We start from the raw sequence: 18,730 nt of genomic DNA, 5'->3' as shown, positions 1-18,730 counted from the left end.
TATATTTGAAAACAGGATTAAACTATAAATAATCTAACCCTGAAATTTTGAACTTACACAGATTTTAGGATAGTGTCGCTAAAATAAATCATACTGCCTTGACTCTATTAACAGTAATCATTGTTTTATAATTAACTTTCCTTAAATTTAAAACGATTAAATCTCAAAACAAATTTGGTGAAAAACACGTGAAAATATATTAATTTTCGCTAACGTGTTGAAAGATGTTTGTTATTAATTCTAGGCTACAATGTCATCAGTTTTGAAGTTTCTAATGTTTTTTTTTGGCTTTGTGAGTTTTTTTCGGAATTTAGTTTTCGCTTATTGATAGCAGATTATCAATTCTGTAGTCATTCTGCTTTGATGCGCTATAATTGAGAGCTATTATGTAAACTTGAGGGAATATAAATATCAAAGGTTGCACCTTTATTTAATTCACTTGTTGCTGTAATAAAACCGTTGTGGTTTTCTACAATTTTTTTTACAATGGCAAGCCCGACTCCTGTGCCTATAATTTTTTCTTGGTCGTGAAGGCGTTTAAATAATTCAAAAATGTGATCCTTATACTGCTCTTCAAACCCAATACCATTGTCTGAAATAGTAATATGACAGTATTCCTGTTCTAATAATAGTTTTGGATTAATTAGTTTATTACCTTTTATAATCTTGCTCGCTATAATAATGTGCGAAGGTAAATCAGGTTTAGAAAATTTAAGGGCGTTACTAATGAGGTTTTGCATGAGCTGACTGAACTGAAAAGGGATAATACTAACCTCACACATTTCATTTATCTGAATGGTTGCATTTTTTTCAGCAATGCTTTCTGATAAATCTCTTTTTACTGATTCAATTACAGTGATGAAATTAATAGTTTCAAATATTCTATCTGAACTAGTTGTGCGAGAGTAACTAAGCAAATCATTAATTAGTGTTTGCATTCTGTCGGCTGCATCTTGCATTCTTATTACATAGCTTTTGCCCTTGTCTGTTAGGTTTTCTAACTCCTCACCCATGAGTCGCGAAGCGAACGTTTGTATTTTTCGCAATGGCTCTTGCAAATCATGACTAGATATATAAGTAAATGATTCTAATTCTTTAATAACAACGCTTAACTCTTCAGCACGCTTTTCTTTTTCTTCATTTTGATAGACAAGTTCTTTGTTTGCTATAATTAACTCTGCTGCTCGCTTATCTTTTTCTTCATTTTGATAAACAAGCTCTTTATTTGCTATAATCAACTCTGCTGCTCGTTTTTCCTTTTCTTCATTTTGATAAACAAGCTCTTTATTTGCTATAATTAACTCCGCTGCTCGTTTTCCCTTTTCTTTCATTTGAAAAGCAAGTTCTTTCGCAACAGAAATTAATTTGTTTTTTGGCATTTATTCTATAGTTATAAAAAAAAATTCTTTTGACCGGTTTGGTACTTCCCACATTTCTGTAGTTAGCATTTTTTCAATTGCTTTTATTAAAAGTGCAAACGATGGTGGTTTGCGTATAAAAAAATTTGCGCCAAGATCGTATGTTTTGTTTACTGCCTCATCACTATTTGTAGTTGAAAATATAACTATAGGAATTTCTTTGTACTTTGGTGTATTTCTTATTTCCTGCAAACATTGAAAGCCGTCCATTTTAGGCATATTGAGGTCTAGGAAAATAAGATGAGGCGGTGGGTGTTGGGTTAAAATTTTGAGGTTGCCCATCAGCTCAACACCATCATTTGAAAGTGTTAATACCGTAGGGATAGATACTCTTTTCAGTGCATCCTCAAAAAATTCGCGATCATCAGGGTCGTCTTCAGCGAGAAAGATGGTTTTCATTTATGTCTAAATTTAATATACAACGTTACGCTTTTTTTCTCGTGTTATTTATTTAATTATTAAAAATAAATCTATTCGTAGGAAAGGAAAACACTTATATAAAAAGTAGAATGTTTTTACATATTAATCAAGAGTTAGATCATGAAAAATATCCAGAAAAACAGGTAGATAACACTCATTTTAAGACGTTTAAATATAAAACACGAGATAACAATAAGCTTATTACTACACTTCAATCCATTATATAAAAAAGGAGATGTTTAACGCGTAAAATCAAAATGTTATTCACGCAGGCTAATAGAGTAAAACATTGTGAGATAGAGAACTTAAACCTGTAACTATCTTGGGCTAGATACGCCTATCTACGTGGATATTTATAAATAAACTTATTTTAAGGTAGTTGTGAAACTCAGCAAGTTTGAATTAGAAAAAACATTAAACTTGGATATTCATTTTTAAATTGTGCATGTATTTCCAAAATAAACTTTTTGGCCAACGTTGCTCAAGACTATAAAAATAAGTGCGTGCCTCTTCGTATTGTTTATATTCACTCTGTAAGTGATTTTCATAATGAATTAGAGTTGTTTTATCTCCCTTATAATAATCTTCTAACACCCTAGCTGCAAGCATACCATGTGAAACAGATTTAATAATTCCCTGTGAAGTGATGGGATCATAACATGTCGCCGAATCTCCTATAGCGAACCAGTTTTCACCAACTATATGATCTTGTATAAAAGAAGGTGCATGAAACCCCATAATTTTATCATCTATAGATTTCATATTTGACACCCATTTATAAGTATTAACTGCTTTTTTTAAATAATCTTTCCATTTTTCTATATTGTGTAACTCATATTCTTTGGTGATTTCTGGTATCGTGTAAAATGTAACCAATAATTGGTTGTTAGGTATTCTAGCTGCATACCACCACCCATGTTCTACAGCTTCCAAATGAGTAAGTTTAGATACGGAATCTTCACTACCGTTCTGAAACCTGAGTCCTAAACAAACTAAAGAAGTATTTTGAATTTTTCGGCTTCCTTGATCACTGGTAAATACACTTTTTGAACCAGTGGCATCAATCACAAATTCGGCTTCAATTTGTTCACTATAACCTGAATTTCCGTTGAGCGTTAATTGATACTTGGATTTATTTTTTGTAGCACTTTTATAGTTGCAATTTTGAATAACTTTTGCTCCGCGTTTTATTGCTTGCTGAAGCATAAATTGATTAAATTTTCTTCTATCTAAATGCCATCCGTGTCCAAATGGACTTAGCACACTATCGTTATAACCTCTTCGTTCACTGCCCCAATAAGAACAGCTTCCGTAACATTGCTCATGGTTTTGAGCTATAAAAGAATCATATATCCCTAAACGCCTCATTAATGAATTCATTTCAGGAGGTATACTTTCTCCTATATGAAATTTACCCGTTTTAGAATTGGTAATAAGTGTCACATTAATAGCTCCCGCATTTAATAAAGCAATGGCGCAAGAACACCCAGCGGGTCCTGCGCCTATAATAACAATTTTCTTATTAAAAAATATTTTCAAATTTATGCCTTAGGTGGATATACTTCATCATCGACTACGTTTGGCCAAAAAACAACTTCATTGCTATCGTCTTCTTTAAAATTACTTGCCACTTCTAAATAATACTTTTTATCGAAGCCTTCTGGATAATCATCAATTGCAGGTCCCTGTATAATGGTTCCAACATTTACCCATTCCGTTAAAAAATCTCTACGGTTTTGATAACGCCCAACGTTCATTGCTTTCATATCAAAATCACCCGAAACTGGGCAACCAGGAGGTGTCAAATTTTCAACAGCAGCTGTCCCCTTTCCTCGAAGGGAAAATCGTTGCTCTGGCAACGCACCATTATTTGATGTGTTTGCCATAAGGTCTTCAAAGGTATAAACAGCAACTGGCCTCTGCGCTGGCCAAGACCAGAAAAGTGTTGTATTAACATCCCCTGAATATAGATTTTCCTTATTTACTGTACCTCCAGGGTTTGGGGCAGGTGTATGAGTTGCGCACGAATTATAATCAGTATGCCAAGGTATAGACATAAACTTACATAGATCTCCAGGCTCTACTTGATCAGGTCGCAATGGAATATACCCTATTCCTAAAAAGGGTGTATTAACATTTACTTGACTATAATCTAATCCTTTAGCATTAATACGAAATGTCCCAATAGACGGGTTCTTCCAATCCTGATTATATAAATTAGGATCACGAGCAATAAAAGTCATATCTATTCCCGGACTAAATCTTCCACCTAAACAATTAACCAAGATTGTTTTATCTAACTGTTCACCTTCACCTAATTGAATTGGGGTAGCCCCAGGACTTAATCCATTATTCCATTGTTGCATGAAAAAATATTGCTGACGAGACAACGACAGAAACCCCTTATCAGAATCTCCTAATGAAAGTGGCATTAGTGGTGCTCCTTTATCATCTTGAGAACCATCAGGATTTCTAATAAATTGCATAATATCTATTGAAGGTTTATTCTCGGTAAGTTGCATCATTCTATAATGTGCGTCAATAGCTCTACTCGGCAAATTTGTATTCCACATTTGCATATGTGCTGCATTTAAAGTAGGATATACATCGTCCAAGAAAAAAGGTTTATAATCAACATTATACTTTCCATTAGAAAACACTTCTGGTCTCAAATTGAATTTCTCTAACCAAGTATTATACACATCATCCCAAAGTGAAACCACATTTAGTGTTTGAGGCGCATAAGCGGGATCTGTTACAACAACCCAAGCACTACCTTCAAGAGCATGTTTTGTGCCATCCTCAAAAACCAAAACTGCGTTTACGACGCCATCGGAAGTATCATCTAACCAATTATCATTATCAACATCCTTACATAAATTTTGATTTGGGTCGTAATTTCCATCATTGTCAAATGCGCATGCCAAACCGAAACCACCAAGCACCAATAAGCGACCATTCGTTTCTGTCAAAATTTCCCCTAAATAATCAATTGGTGCGCTACCGTTTAAAGAACTCCCTTGTGAAGCAGGAAACTGAATGGGGTAGTTTGGCTGTTCAACAATTCCTCCCGAATTTATATCATAATAATTAGCTTTCGTATTGGAATTAAATTTCACAGGAATTGTTCCTTTACTCGCTTGGATAGCTCGAGGTCCTGCATCAATAACCAGCTTTTTGAGACGTGTTGGATCAGAAGGATTTGAAGACGCTGATTTAAAATTTAAATTCCTTAATGGCGGAAAATGTCCATTTTCATAGAGTTTAACACCTTTATTGGCAACTTCATCAATTTCCCAACAATTGGCCTTTTTATTAGCAAGATGTACTGTCCAAATTATATCGACTACTTTCTTATTATCTACAATCGACCCTATAATTACTTCATCACCTCCTTTTGCAGGGTAGCCTACGGACGCTTCTGAATTAGGATATTGAAATATTTTAAAACGAGCCGCCTGCTTTTTTAATTGACCTTGAGCATCTCTCAAATCACTACTATTTATGGTTGTCGATTCTGTACCTTTTTTAATAGGAAGCCCTCCTGTTATTTCTGTTCCTTCTTGAGGAGAAGCAGCCATGGTTTCTGGCCCAAGATAATAATCTGGACTATTTCCTACTCTGGCCATCCCTATAGCAGGATGTATTCTTAAACTTGTATTACCCATGTTTTTCTTTATTTAGTTGGATTAATTAGAAATTGGTATTTCTCTGCCATCATTATAGTTTCTTAAAAGAATATGACTTGTATTTATATTCTTTCCTGCAAGCATTGGTCTCCCTTGAGGTACATCTGTTAACCCCATTGAATTATGACAACTAAAACATTGGTTTTCCGATCTTATATTTTGGGTAAACGTTTCAATTGTTGAATTAGATAATTTTATCGATCCTGTTACCATAGTATTATCAATATTTGGATCCCATTTCGGCTTTAAAACGCCTTTATCTGTATTAAACCATACCGCTCCTACTTCAAAGTAATTCCTCCATTTCGAATTAGCGGATAATTGCTCTTTCACATTCGTATTTAAATGTTTGATATTACCAATGTTCGTTTCACTACCACCACCTTGAGCAAATTGTCTAGCAACTTGGGTAACTGGTTTTAATGTTTGGTCATTCTCATTGATAAATGATAAGGTCCTAGCGTTATTTGCATTACTTTGTCTCGCTGTGGTATTGGCCTTATAAAGTAACCAATCTTTATCTGAAACGGACTTATTTGGGTCTTGTTGGTCTCCAAAATCAGGAGCATTACCATCAAATTCAAAGGATGCCCATATAAATTCAGGATGCCCCTTTACTACAACAGCAATATGCAGCCCAACTAGAGCTACATTTACATTTTTTTGAATCTTTGGATTATTTTTATCAATTCTTGGAACTCCTTTAACATTAGAGAGAAGCTCTATATCATAAGAACTTGTATGTAATTTACTAACATCTTCACCAGGTTGCACTATTTTCCAACTCGTTTTAAGAGACACAGAGCCTACTGGGAAATTACGAGTGGGATCAAAATTAGCATACACTTCTGGGTCATACAACTTATTATCAAGTACCCAATCACGATAAATATCGTTAATCAATATATTACTGTATAATGCCCTATTATTTTGATCTACCAACAAACCTTTTGAAAGTGCTTGTTCTACAATATCTAAAACATGATATTGATCGTTTTTGGATTCTGGATGAATCGCTTTGTTAGTAAAATAAGACTCAAATCGAAGTTTTCCATTAACCTCTTCTGTAAGCCACAAAAAATATTGCCACGATACTAAATGAAAATCACAATTGGATAATTTCAAACTATCTGGCGGGAAATCTTTTGGTTTTGGCTCTGGAACACTTCCATTAAACCAATCTAGTGGAGCCACGCAATTACCGTCAATACCACTTGGATTTGATGTTTTTTCAACAATTAATTCGTTTTCTACTTCAGCTGGTTTATCTGCTGTTTTATTTGATTTTTTGCAAGACACAAATCCTAATATCAAAATAAGCAAATACAACGCTTGTATTTTGTTTTTCATATGGAAAAAATAATAGCTTTTTCAGGTTTAAGAAACTTGAAAATTTGTTAGAATATTAAATAACACTTGGGCATACAACATTTATTGTATTCCAATTAATTGATCAGCTGAATCAATATTCTGTAGGAAGAATTATAAATATACAATAAATTATCTAATTTATCGTACATAACTTAAATTACGCAATTTTAAAAGAAAGCATATCTATAAGCCATAGTGAAGCCATACAATTCTAATTTATTGTGTCCTTAGATTATTTGAAGTTTTAAAGACTTGGTAATCCCTGTAAACGTGTTTGTAACTCGGAGGTCGAGGAATCGTGACGCATCTCGCTACTTGTAAGCATTAGAAAAGTAAGGAATTTTATTAGTGACTTTCTTTGTTTTGCTAAAACAAAATCGCATCTATAAAAAAAATATAAAACATTCATTGATACCTATTGCACCCCCATTTTAATATCATTACTGCATCCCTAAAGTATGCCTAGAATTATATAATGAAAAAGCGACTAATTATCAGTTTAAAAATAATTAGTCGCTTTTTGTTTAGGTAAAGTTTTAAACCCTCTTATCTATATAGGCTCAAGTTTAATTGCATCGGAAATTAATTAATAAACTCTAATTAAGCAAACTCAACCATTCTCACTTCATTAAAACGAACAACGTGATTATAAATACTATCTAATCGAAACATTATCCTTTCGCATGCTATTCTTGATTTCCCTTCCACATTGATTTCTAAAAGATCCTTATTGTTTTCACTCTTAATACATCTAATACTAAACCATCCATTTGGGAAATAGACTTTTAAATTTTCAGACTCATTTTTAAGGTACAAATCAAATTCACCAATAACCCAATTAATCATCTTATTATATACTCCATTATTTTTAATGGCTTCTACTTTTTTAAGATGGAAAGGGATTACTTGATTATTAAAAATTTCTATATTATTTACCAACTTATTTTTCAATGAATCCATTTTGTATTGGGTTTAAAATGTTAGTAATGCCACCTTACAAAAGCTTCCATGGCTGCATAATGAGAAAGCCCTAATTGATGGTATAAATCGGCTGTTTCTCTGTTTCTGTCTTCAGCACGTTGCCAAAATTCTCGACTATCACTTCCTTGAAACACCACGCCATCTTTTTGAGATTGATGTTTGAAAATACCTTTTCGTTTTTCCAAAACTTGATCGGGTCCCATAGGAATGGCCATTTCAATTTCGTCAATGCCCCACTCTTGCCATGCACCTCTGTACAACCAAACCCAGCAATCTTTCATAAACTTCTTAGGTTTTAATTGTTTTACGGCCTCAAAAATAGCATCTAAACACACTTTGTGAGTACCATGCGGGTCTGCCAAATCACCAGCAGCATATATTTGATGTGGTTTTATTTTTTCAATAAGATCCATCGTTATTTGGATATCTTCTTCACCTAAAGGTTTTTTCTCTATAGCTCCAGTTTCATAAAAGGGAAGTTCCATAAAATGAATTTGAGCATCTGGAATACCAATAAAATAGGATGTAGACTGAGCTTCTCCCTTTCTAATTAAGCCCTTAATGTATCGAACCTCTGGGATATCAATTTCACTGTTTTTTTTATTCTGAAGAAAGGTTTCAGCCTTTTTATAGATGTTTTCAGCTTCTACGCTTTTAATACCAAATTTATCATTGTAATCGCAGACAAAACTAGCAAAACGCAGAGCTTCATCATCAGCTACCGCAATATTCCCCGAAGTTTGGTACCCAATATGCACCTCGTGACCTTGTTCATGCAAACGTTTAAAAGTGCCACCCATACTAATGATATCATCATCTGGATGCGGACTAAATATAAGCACACGCTTTTTAGTAGGTTCAGCACGCTCTGGTCGTTTACTATCATCAGAGTTTGGTTTACCTCCTGGCCAACCCGTAATGGTATTTTGTAACTTGTTGAAAATTTTAATATTAATATCATAAGCTGGCCCAGAATCTGCTAACAAATCACTCATACCGTTTTCGATATAATCTGCATCAGTAAGCATTAAAATAGGTTTTTTCAAATGAAGGGCTAAACCCAGTACAGCTTTCCTGATAAGCTTATCTGTCCAATTAATCTTTTCAACTAACCATGGTGTATTTGTACGCGTTAGTTTAGAACCGGCTTCCTTATCTAGCACAAAAATAGCGTTATTGTGTTCTTGTAAAAATGAAGCGGGTACTTGATTTGTTACAGAACCTTCAACCGATGCTTTTATGATATTAGATTTCCCTTCACCCCAAGCCATAAGTATGACTCTTTTTGCTTCCATAATTTTTTTAACACCTAAAGTAATGGCTGTTCTTGGTGTATTATTCAACCCCGAAAAATCGCCACTGGCTGCAACTCTTGTAATATGGTCTAGTGCTACTAATCTGGTTTTCGAATTTTGTAATGAACCTGATTCGTTAAAACCGATATGCCCATTACCACCAATACCTAATATCTGTAAATCGATACCACCTAACGCTTCTATTTTTGCTTCATAACTACTGCAATAATCGGCAATAGCTTCTTTTGATAAAGTACCATCTGGAATGTGGTAGTTTTCAGGTAATATATCTACGTGGTTAAATAGTAACCCTTTCATGAATCGTACATAACTATTTATAGAATCTGGCTCCATAGGATAGTATTCATCTAAATTGAAAGATATAACATTTTTAAAACTCAACCCTTCTTCTTTATGTAAACGCACCAATTCCGCATACAAACCTTTGGGTGATGAACCTGTAGCTAAACCTAATATACAGGGCTGTTTTTGCGCTTGTTTAACTCGTATTAAATCTGCAATTTCTTTAGCCACTGCTTTAGAAGCATTCGTGGAGTTTTCGAAAACGATAGTATCTACGCTTTCAAACCTTTTTTCAAAATCTGTCGATTTATCTATATTACTTTGTAACATGGTATTTTGTATATTTCTAAATTGTATATATTCTTTTTTAATAACTTATTTTTTTGACCAACTTTTGTATTTATGCCCCCATAGTGCAAAAAACAAAATCAAGACATAGCATGGTATAAGTATCCAATAACTATCAGTAGCTGCATTTGATAAAGCATCTACTTCATTTATGCCATTACTAATAAGTTCCTGTTTATTAGCATCGACCATTCTTCCATATAATGGTGGAATAATTGCTCCCCCAGAAATAGCCATTATCAATAAAGCCGAAGCTGTTTTGGTGTATTTCCCCAAACCTTCTAGGGTTAAAGGCCACACTGCAGGCCAAACCAAAGCATTAGCGATACCTAAAGCGGCAACAAATAATACAGATGTAAACCCCGTTGTAAACAAAATGCAACAACTAAAGACGATACCTAAAACGGCACTAATTTTAAGTGCTGTTCCTTGGTTTAAATATTTAGGTATTAAAATGACCCCTACGGCATAGGTACAAACCATTGCCAATAATGTTAAGGTTGTAAAAAACTTAGCATCGGTTGCAGGAAAACCTAATGACATTCCATAGGCTATAATAGTATCTCCAGCTATTACCTCTGCTCCAACATAAACAAATAGCGTTAGTACGCCCAACCATAAATGTGGAAATTGGAAAATGCTTGTTTTTGTTCCAGAACCTTCTGTTGTTTCATCTATTTCAGGAGCTTCTACATTTGGCAGTGCTGCTTTTCTAATTAAAATTCCTAAAATAAATAACACAATTGCCATTACAAGATATGGTATAAAAACACTATCTGCCATGGTATCCAAAAGCACTCCCTTTTCTTCTGCAGTAGCACTGCCTAATTGATCTTTGACATCATCTATACCAGAGAGTAATAATGCTCCAAATATTAAAGAGCCCAAAGCTCCCGCCGTTTTGTTAGCGATTCCCATAATAGCAATACGCTTAGCTCCACTTTCTATGGGACCTAATATAGTTATATATGGATTTGCTGCTGTTTGCAACAAAGTCATTCCTGTACCTTGAATAAAAATACCTGTTAAAAACACCCAATACGTTCTTGCTTCGGCCGCAGGTATAAAAACCAAGGCTCCAATGGCCATAATGATAAGGCCTAATGACATCCCTTTTCTATATCCTATCTTATTTAAAATATAAGAAGCAGGTAATGCCATCACTACAAATGAAATATAGGAAGCAGATGCTACCAAATAAGACTGAGCATCGGTTAACTCATTAATTGTTTTCATGAACGGAATCAATGCGCCGTTTATCCAAGTAACAAAACCAAATATGAAGAATAAACCCGCAATGATTATTATGGGAACTAAATTATTCTTTGGTGATGTTACGTTTTGTGATTGTTTCATAGTAGGTCTATATGATGATTTTTGAATGATTATTTTGGCTTTTGATTAAATCTCGATTAACTATACTTTGTTATAAAAATAATAGTTAAAAAAAATTGCCCAAAACCAGGTGTTTTGTTCTCAATTAAGATACATATACATCCTGTTTTTGAGCAATTTATAACACTAAACTCAATAATTTAATATTTACTAAAATTAATATTATTTATTACCAACCTGGGTTTTGTGGTTCTAAGTTAGGGTTAAGTACCAATTCTTCTGCTGGTATTGCTAGTAAATAATCGCGATCTGGATTAAAACCATAACCATCTGCTAATTCTATAGCATAAGGATCAAGGTAACCATCTGCATCAGAATCTAAATTAGGTGCAACATCAACTATCAAAGTTTCGTAATAAGCACCTTTTGGTCTTTTGGCAACAAATAATTTATGTGCTCCCCAACGCATTAAATCGTCTAGTCTAAAGCCTTCATTCATTAATTCGACAGCTCTTTCTCTTCTTATTTCTTGAAGAACAGATGATATATTATGTCCATAATCTGGCCAATTAGGATCTGTAACAGGAGCTAATGTAAGTTTTGCTGTTGGATTTGCAACAAAATCAAAACCTGCTCTTTCACGTAATTTGTTAATTGAAATATCTAAATCGGCTTGAGTAATAGTTCCCAATTCCGCCTTAGCTTCAGCATAAATAAGTAATGCTTCACCATATCTCATAATAATTTTTGCTGTATTTCTACTATAATTATTAGTAGAAGGGTCTAATGTTGTGATTCTATATTTTTGAGACTCATACGCTCCTACACTTTGTCCTACTGTAGGCTCTTCCCAAAACAACATTGAACCATCAACATTAATTACAGTTACATCTCCAGGAACCATAAGCGTTTCTGCAAGTCGAGGATCTCGATTTGTTTCAATATTAGCTAACTCCTTATCATCTGTCGTAAGAGTACTTACTGCTGTAGGTAAACCGTCTAGCGCTAAATAACTACGTATACTTTCTAATGAATAAGAAAAGTTGTTTGGCCATGTAACCTGAGCGTCGTTACCAAAAGAATTTCCTAAACTAGCAAAATCATATTCTTTCCAAAGAATAATTTCGCTATTCGTACTTAGATTGGTTTGATTAAACATACCTCCATACGAAGGGTTTAATGCCCTTGTACCTCCATCAATAAGCGCTTTAGCCGCATCGGCAGCTTGTTGTAAATAAACCGTTCCATCTGAGCCAGCTACACCAAAGGCTGTTCCATTGTGATATTTCTCCCAAGTCCCTTCATAAAGTGCAATAGTTGCCTTAAATAATTGAGCCGCTTCTTTATTTATACGAGGCATGGCAAGGTCACCTTTTGGTTTAAGCAATGCAATAGCCTTATCTAGATCTGCGAGTATAAAATCTGCGACCTCGTTACGAGGCGATCTCGCCTTGTACAATTCATCGGTATTCAAATTATCAAAATATGCGTCATAAATAGGTAAATCGCCATATTTTTTAAATAAATCGTAATAAAAATACGCTCTAAAAAAATAACCTTCACCTTTATATTGATTAACCTCTACTTCTAAACCTACCGCTTTATCCATATTTGATACGAAGTAATTAGCTTGTCTTACTTCATCCCAACTCCAAAGTGAGTTACTATTAGAATTAGGGATACCTTGAGACCCATCTAATCGAGAAGATACTCCGGTACCTAATCCTAAATCGGTACCTACATCTGGCATTTGCGCACTACCAAAACCTACACCAGACCATCCTGGTAATTTATTATAAAAAGAGTTGGCATACAATTCTAAATCACTTGTTGTTTTCCAGAATTCTGGTTCAGATATTTCATCCAAAGGTGTTCTATCTAAAATATCATTGCTACATGACACTAATATAAGTGTTGAGCACATTGTTAGAAAATAAAATATTTTTTTCATAATTATTATAAATTAAGTTTTAAAATGAAAGATTAACCCCTACTGAAAAAGTTTTTGATAAAGGATAAGATGAACCTCCACTAAACTCACCAGCAACCGATTCTGGATCATAAAATAACAGATTGGAAACTGTTAACAAGTTTTCACCTGTAACAAATATTCTAAATCTATCAATTTTATATTTATCGGTTACTACTTTAGGAATTGTATATCCAAGTTGTATTGTTTTTAATCTAGCATATGCGCCATTTTGAATATAACGATCTACTTGATATCTGTAGTTTCTATTATTTTTACCTCCGTTTTGCGCATAAGGTCTTGCAAAATAAGATTCTGTATTTGCCCCTAATGTGCTTTCGGTATCAGCAGGTCTGTAATAATCTAAATGCTCTGCATATACGTTGGAGTGAAATGGGCCTTGATTTGGACCTAAAAATTGTTTCTGTAAAGAGCCCGTTAGTGGTGCTACATCTCTTTTACCCACTCCTTGTACAAACATATTAAAATCGAAATTTTTATAACTAGCACCAAGTGTAAGCCCATATTGATATCTAGGAGTTGTATTAGCTATTACAGTTAAATCTCCATGATCATCCACTGTATTAGTTCCATTGTTAATAACACCATCACCATTTACATCAACATACTTAGTATCTCCTTCGCCAAATTGACTATTATGCACCCATCTTTGATTTACAACAGACTCACGGTCTAAAGCTTCTTGATTACTAGCAAACCAACCTTCCCAGGTTAACCCCCATACGTCTCCAAGGTCTCTTCCTGTGTATAAGTCAGATAATAAATTTGTTTTATTAGGAAACTCTACGATTGTTTGTTTGTAATCGGATAGTGTTGCTCTAATATTATACTTAAAATCACCTAATGCTTGTTGCCAGTTCACTTCAGCTTCCCACCCTTGAGTTCGTGAAACACCTCCGTTTATTAAAGGAGAATTTGTTCCAAGCGTTGCAGGTAAAGATGCTCCTGTTGTTGCCATATTTTCGATATCAGAACGATACCAATCAAAAGAAAAACCTAATTTATTATTCAATGCTAAAATATCGATACCAATATCTTTTGTTTTAACAGTTTCCCAACTCAGGTTTATACTATTTAAATCTGGTACGTTAGCAGTATATTCTCTTTCTCCATTAAATAGATAAAATCCATTAGCGACTGGAATTGTTGCAAAGTATGAATAGTTAGGTGCATTTAGATTTCCAAGAGAACCACTACTAGCACGAAGCTTAAACATACTAATCTCTTCAATTGGCCAAAAATCTTCTTTTGCTATATTATAGCCCAACTCGAAAGAAGGAAAACCTTCCCATCTATTTCCAGGTTCAAACTTAGAAGACCCATCTCTACGGTAAGTAACTCTAGCTAAATATTTCCCTTTATAATTATATCCAAAACGGCCAAACATACTCTCTGTTGACCAATGCGTTATATTATCGGAAACCGTTTGATCTCCTACAGCTGCTGATATTGCAGTAATATTATCTGATAGTAAGCCATATGCATTTGCACTTAAATTGTACACATTATAACGTTCACTTTGATACCCAACGGTAGCATCAAAATTATGTCCACCAATTGTTTTATTGTAACTAGTATATAAATTTGGAGACCAATAATCATTGGTTGCCAATTGAGGTGAAACACGAGTTTGATCTCTTGAAATTATAACTTGTGTATCTCCATTAGGACGTATAGTTTCGTATTCTGAAGTAGAGAAAACCGTTTTATTATTGTTTGTCCTGTAATTATATTCTAAATTAATTCTCCAATCTTTAATTGGCTCTATAACAATTCTTGGTAATACCACCAGCTGATTTTTTCCATTAACTTCACTTGAGTGTTGCCAAGAAGGATAATAAGCGCCTGCTAGCGGTTCTCCATAGGTGGGATCTACAGTAGGCATAGTTGGTTTTAGTTTTGATAATTGATCAAATACTCGACCTCTACCAAAGTTAGGATCCCAAGGGAATTCCGCATCACTTCTTTGTAATTTAGTTAACAATTGAAAGGATAACCATTTCGTTGGTTTCGCAGCTATTTTTGCATCGATGTTATATCTATTAAAATTATTTTCTGCAACTTTAAATAAACCTTCTTCTGAATAAGCACCTGCAGATATGTAGTAATTCAATTTTTCATCACCACCTCTAAAACTTAGATTGTGTTTCGTTTTTACAGCAAAATCACTAAAAAGGAAATCTTTCCAATCTGTATTTCCACTACCATAAAGACCTCCACTACTTACATCCCAATCTAAACCATTATTTTTAGTAACTAGTGTTGGTGCACTACCTGGGTTCGCTATATTTTGCTTAATTCGATCTATAGCGTCTTCACTAAAAAAGACATTATTACGTCCTGTGTTATTTAAACCAGCCTCATTCATTACAGTTGTATAAGTTAACGCATCTGTTTGATCAGGCCATTGAGTAAAAGTAGAAAAAGAAAAGTTATTAGAATAGCTAACTTTCATTCCTCCATTCATGTTTTTACCACTTTTGGTGGTTATTAAAATAGCACCAGCAGCAGCTCTAGAACCATAAATAGAAGCTGCAGCGGCATCTTTTAAAACAGAAACCGTTTCAATATCTTCTGGATTAATGTCATTCATATCCATCACTGCTCCGTCTACAAGTACTAAAGGCCCAGCATTCGCAATACCAGTAGTTCCATTGTTATTAACAGTACCAGTCATTAAACCTCTAATATTTATGTTTTGGGTTGCTCCTGGCTCACCTCCACTTGACGAGTTTGTTATTTGAAGCCCCGGTACAGCTCCTTGTAAACCATTAGAAACACTTGCAATTGCTCTGTTTTCAAAAGTTTCAGAATCAATTTGCGAAACAGCCGATGTTACAGTAGTTTTAGTTCGGGTACCATAACCAACTACAACGACTTCATCAAGTGCAGATACGTCTTCACCCAATACAATAGTCATATTTGTTTGATTATTCACAGCAACTTCCTTTGTAATAAAACCAAGGTAGGAAACTACTAGTATAGATTTTTGATTCGATACTTTAATTGAAAAGTTACCATCAAAATCTGCTTGAACTCCATTAGACGTCCCTTTTTCAAGGATATTTGCACCAGACAGTGGCTGTCCGTTACCATCTGTTACAACACCAGATATTTGAAGTTGCTGTGTGCTTTCAATTATTTTTTCAGGTGCCGTAGTTGTTACGGGAGCACCGAAAACACTTGTAAAGCACAACAAAATAAAAGAATTTAAAATAGTTAGTAGTAGTTTTTTTCTAAAGAAGAAAAAAGTACGTTGTAATTTAATTTTCATAAAAATGCGGGTTAATTAGTTAGTATTACTAAAGTTTTTAATTTTTTTCACCAATATTTCATCAGTATTTGAGAGTTGTTTTATGCCATATATTTTTTTTTACACTATTAATATTATAATATGATTTGTAACCAAATTAGTAAAAAACGATTCTGATCTATTTGAATTTAAAATCTGCTTTTATCTTACTCTAAATAAATTATGAAATAAACTTAATTATTTTCTCATCTAATAAATCAATTATTTCGACGAACAACTTCTGCTCTTCGACAAAAAATGGAATACAAATTTAAAAACATGTTAAAGTTTTTGTAATGATAATAAATTGTTTTATTACCCCCTCTAACCTATTCGAAACATAAACGCTTAAAAATAAAACTGAAGTTTTGTTTTATTGAAAGTTTAAATTTCACACAACTCATTCAAAACATATAAGTTACCATAACCTAAATAGGTAATCTGTTTGAATTTAAGGATGTTTTTTTAAGTTTTATAGTAAAACATAAAGCCCTTATAATTATAAATTATAAGGGCTTTATTGAATAAATTAATCTAAGGGTCTACCAGTCTGGGTTATTTGGGCTTAGATTCGGATTTGCATCCAAATAATTTTGCCATATAGGAAGTAAGTAATTTCTTTCATTCCATTCTCTTTCAAAAAGTGTACTACGCGCTGCGTTATATTTTGGTCCAACTAGATCTCCAGGAAGAGGAATACTTTCAGGTATACCATAAACAGGTTTAATAACTTGATCTCCTAATTTATACCTCCATATATCAAACCATCTTTGTGGTCCTTCACCTGCAAACTCATAACGTCTTTCTAAAAGTATCGCGTCAATCAATTGGTTACCAGTAGTACCTCTAGTTACTGTTGGAAGACCAATGGTTCCGTATTCCGGCATACCAACACGTTCACGAACTGCATCTAGATACGGTAGAGCTTCAGAGTCCCTTCCCTGTCCAGCTAATGCTTCAGCATACATTAATAGAACCTCAGAATATCTAATTAACTTAAGATCAACATCTCCCTCATTCAATATGCTTAAAGTATAGTCTAGGTATTTTTTAAAACCATATCCTGTTGGATTATTTACACCTCCAATATCGTCGGTTGTTGGAGCAATGTTTGGATGAGGCTGAAACGTGAAAACACTACCTGAAGAAGTTCCTGGTAATTGATCACCCGGTAAAACTACGGAAACTCTAAGTCTAGGATCTCTATTGCTCCAAGGGTCGGCTGGGTTATAAGTCGGATCGTCTTTAGGAAATAAGCCATTTATGGTTTGTACCTCTTCTATAAAATCTGATGTATATCCTGGTCTTCTTTGGTTTGTTAGCGTACCAGCAGAACCACGCCAAGTTCCTTGAAGTCCAATTTGTCGAGCATACCTATGTGTTTTTATTAATGGTGTATAGATATTAGCTAGAATTGTTTCTGGAGAAACTAAATCACTTGCACTTGTAAATTGTGCTTCAAACCCAGCAATTCCATTTACTAAACTATACACACCGCTATTAATAATTTCTTCACAAGCAGCTTCAGCACCCCCATACATAGCGTTTTTATCACTGCTCCAACCAATAGCATTTAAATAAGCTCTTGCTTTTAAAGCTAGTACAGCTCCCTTGGTAATACGCCCCATGTTTTCACTATCATAAGACTCTGGTAATTCTTTATCAATAGCATCTAATTCACTTATAACAAAATTAAAAACCTCTTGTCTTGGTGTTCTAGAAGGTGCGTCTGTTGGCGTAATTGTATTAGTTAATAAAGGAACATCACCATAAGCAAATAGCATAGATTCATATATCCAAGCTCTAAAAAATCTGGCTTCTGCTGCAAATCTGGTTCTATTTGATTCTGTTTCAAACTCTGCTCCAGGAAGCGCCTCTAGAAAGAAATTTATAGATGCAATGTCTGGATAACGATAAAAAGACCTTAAAGCTCTTGTACTTGCTGCCCAAATAAATTCTGAAGCATTTGTACCTGCACCGTTAATGTTTCTGTGTACTGCATCGTCTGTCCAAAAATATGGCACAAGATAAGCTTGATCCGGCTCCTCATTATTCAAGTTATCTTCTAGATCTAGGATTGGTAACGTAAAATATAAATTATTTAACGCTAATTTTAAGTCCTCTTCTGTTTGGTAAACTGTAGACAGGTCTAATTGATCAAGATCTTCAACCTCCAAAAAGTCATTACAAGAAACAAAAGTTACTAGTAATGCCAACAGGAGAGTTCGTTTATATGTTTTTATGTATTTCATATTTAATGTTTTAATAAAATAAAAAGATTTCCGTTG

12 protein-coding genes are annotated in these 18,730 nt (G+C 34.1%); 1 reads left to right on the top strand and 11 read right to left on the bottom strand.

What is annotated here, in order from left to right:
- Window positions 1-368: 368 nt before the first annotated feature.
- Window positions 369-1,379 (bottom strand): ATP-binding protein, encoded by a 1,011-nt coding sequence (locus Q5N74_RS10760; RefSeq protein ID WP_304388805.1) that lies wholly within the window; start codon window positions 1,377-1,379, stop codon window positions 369-371.
- Complete coding sequence (locus tag Q5N74_RS10755; protein ID WP_304388804.1) at window positions 1,380-1,817, bottom strand: response regulator; 438 nt, start codon at window positions 1,815-1,817, stop codon at window positions 1,380-1,382. It lies immediately after the preceding gene.
- A gap of 110 nt (window positions 1,818-1,927) precedes the next feature.
- On the opposite strand from Q5N74_RS10755, the gene Q5N74_RS10750 reads away from it, so the two are divergent.
- Window positions 1,928-2,065: a hypothetical protein gene (locus Q5N74_RS10750; RefSeq protein ID WP_304388803.1), complete on the top strand. Its 138-nt coding sequence runs from the start codon at window positions 1,928-1,930 to the stop codon at window positions 2,063-2,065.
- Between the two features lie 187 nt (window positions 2,066-2,252).
- On the opposite strand, the gene Q5N74_RS10745 is transcribed toward Q5N74_RS10750, so the two are convergent.
- From Q5N74_RS10745 to Q5N74_RS10705, 9 genes are all read right to left on the bottom strand, one after another.
- Window positions 2,253-3,377, bottom strand: coding sequence for a tryptophan 7-halogenase (locus Q5N74_RS10745; protein WP_304388802.1), 1,125 nt, complete (start codon window positions 3,375-3,377; stop codon window positions 2,253-2,255).
- A gap of 2 nt (window positions 3,378-3,379) precedes the next feature.
- Window positions 3,380-5,506 (bottom strand): LodA/GoxA family CTQ-dependent oxidase, encoded by a 2,127-nt coding sequence (locus Q5N74_RS10740; RefSeq protein WP_304388801.1) that lies wholly within the window; start codon window positions 5,504-5,506, stop codon window positions 3,380-3,382.
- A gap of 21 nt (window positions 5,507-5,527) precedes the next feature.
- Window positions 5,528-6,877: a hypothetical protein gene (locus Q5N74_RS10735; protein ID WP_304388800.1), complete on the bottom strand. Its 1,350-nt coding sequence runs from the start codon at window positions 6,875-6,877 to the stop codon at window positions 5,528-5,530.
- A gap of 621 nt (window positions 6,878-7,498) precedes the next feature.
- On the bottom strand, window positions 7,499-7,858 hold the full coding sequence (locus tag Q5N74_RS10730) for a hypothetical protein (RefSeq protein WP_304388799.1): 360 nt from the start codon (window positions 7,856-7,858) through the stop codon (window positions 7,499-7,501).
- A 20-nt stretch (window positions 7,859-7,878) separates the two neighbouring features.
- Entirely contained in the window at window positions 7,879-9,807 is a 1,929-nt protein-coding gene (gene nagB, locus Q5N74_RS10725; RefSeq protein WP_304388798.1) for a glucosamine-6-phosphate deaminase, read from the bottom strand.
- Window positions 9,808-9,852: 45 nt separating this feature from the next.
- Complete coding sequence (locus Q5N74_RS10720) at window positions 9,853-11,181, bottom strand: sugar MFS transporter (RefSeq protein ID WP_304388797.1); 1,329 nt, start codon at window positions 11,179-11,181, stop codon at window positions 9,853-9,855.
- Window positions 11,182-11,389: 208 nt separating this feature from the next.
- Window positions 11,390-13,111, bottom strand: coding sequence for a RagB/SusD family nutrient uptake outer membrane protein (locus Q5N74_RS10715; protein WP_304388796.1), 1,722 nt, complete (start codon window positions 13,109-13,111; stop codon window positions 11,390-11,392).
- 19 nt (window positions 13,112-13,130) lie between these two features.
- On the bottom strand, window positions 13,131-16,424 hold the full coding sequence (locus tag Q5N74_RS10710) for a TonB-dependent receptor (RefSeq protein ID WP_304388795.1): 3,294 nt from the start codon (window positions 16,422-16,424) through the stop codon (window positions 13,131-13,133).
- 560 nt (window positions 16,425-16,984) lie between these two features.
- Window positions 16,985-18,694, bottom strand: a complete 1,710-nt coding sequence (locus Q5N74_RS10705; RefSeq protein WP_304388794.1) for a RagB/SusD family nutrient uptake outer membrane protein — start codon at window positions 18,692-18,694, stop codon at window positions 16,985-16,987.
- Between the last annotated feature and the right edge of the window lie 36 nt (window positions 18,695-18,730).

This window comes from Mariniflexile sp. AS56, from assembly GCF_030552475.1.
Taxonomy (GTDB): Bacteria; Bacteroidota; Bacteroidia; order Flavobacteriales; family Flavobacteriaceae; genus Mariniflexile.
This window is presented reverse-complemented; position numbering and strand designations above follow the sequence as displayed.

Coding starts and splice junctions, on each gene's coding strand:
- Q5N74_RS10740 (WP_304388801.1), bottom strand. CDS start 5,506: ATGGGTAATACAAGTTTAAGAATACATCCTGCTATAGGGATGGCCAGA.
- Q5N74_RS10735 (WP_304388800.1), bottom strand. CDS start 6,877: ATGAAAAACAAAATACAAGCGTTGTATTTGCTTATTTTGATATTAGGA.
- Q5N74_RS10715 (WP_304388796.1), bottom strand. CDS start 13,111: ATGAAAAAAATATTTTATTTTCTAACAATGTGCTCAACACTTATATTA.
- Q5N74_RS10760 (WP_304388805.1), bottom strand. CDS start 1,379: ATGCCAAAAAACAAATTAATTTCTGTTGCGAAAGAACTTGCTTTTCAA.
- nagB (WP_304388798.1), bottom strand. CDS start 9,807: ATGTTACAAAGTAATATAGATAAATCGACAGATTTTGAAAAAAGGTTT.
- Q5N74_RS10750 (WP_304388803.1), top strand. CDS start 1,928: ATGTTTTTACATATTAATCAAGAGTTAGATCATGAAAAATATCCAGAA.
- Q5N74_RS10710 (WP_304388795.1), bottom strand. CDS start 16,424: ATGAAAATTAAATTACAACGTACTTTTTTCTTCTTTAGAAAAAAACTA.
- Q5N74_RS10730 (WP_304388799.1), bottom strand. CDS start 7,858: ATGGATTCATTGAAAAATAAGTTGGTAAATAATATAGAAATTTTTAAT.
- Q5N74_RS10720 (WP_304388797.1), bottom strand. CDS start 11,181: ATGAAACAATCACAAAACGTAACATCACCAAAGAATAATTTAGTTCCC.
- Q5N74_RS10705 (WP_304388794.1), bottom strand. CDS start 18,694: ATGAAATACATAAAAACATATAAACGAACTCTCCTGTTGGCATTACTA.
- Q5N74_RS10755 (WP_304388804.1), bottom strand. CDS start 1,817: ATGAAAACCATCTTTCTCGCTGAAGACGACCCTGATGATCGCGAATTT.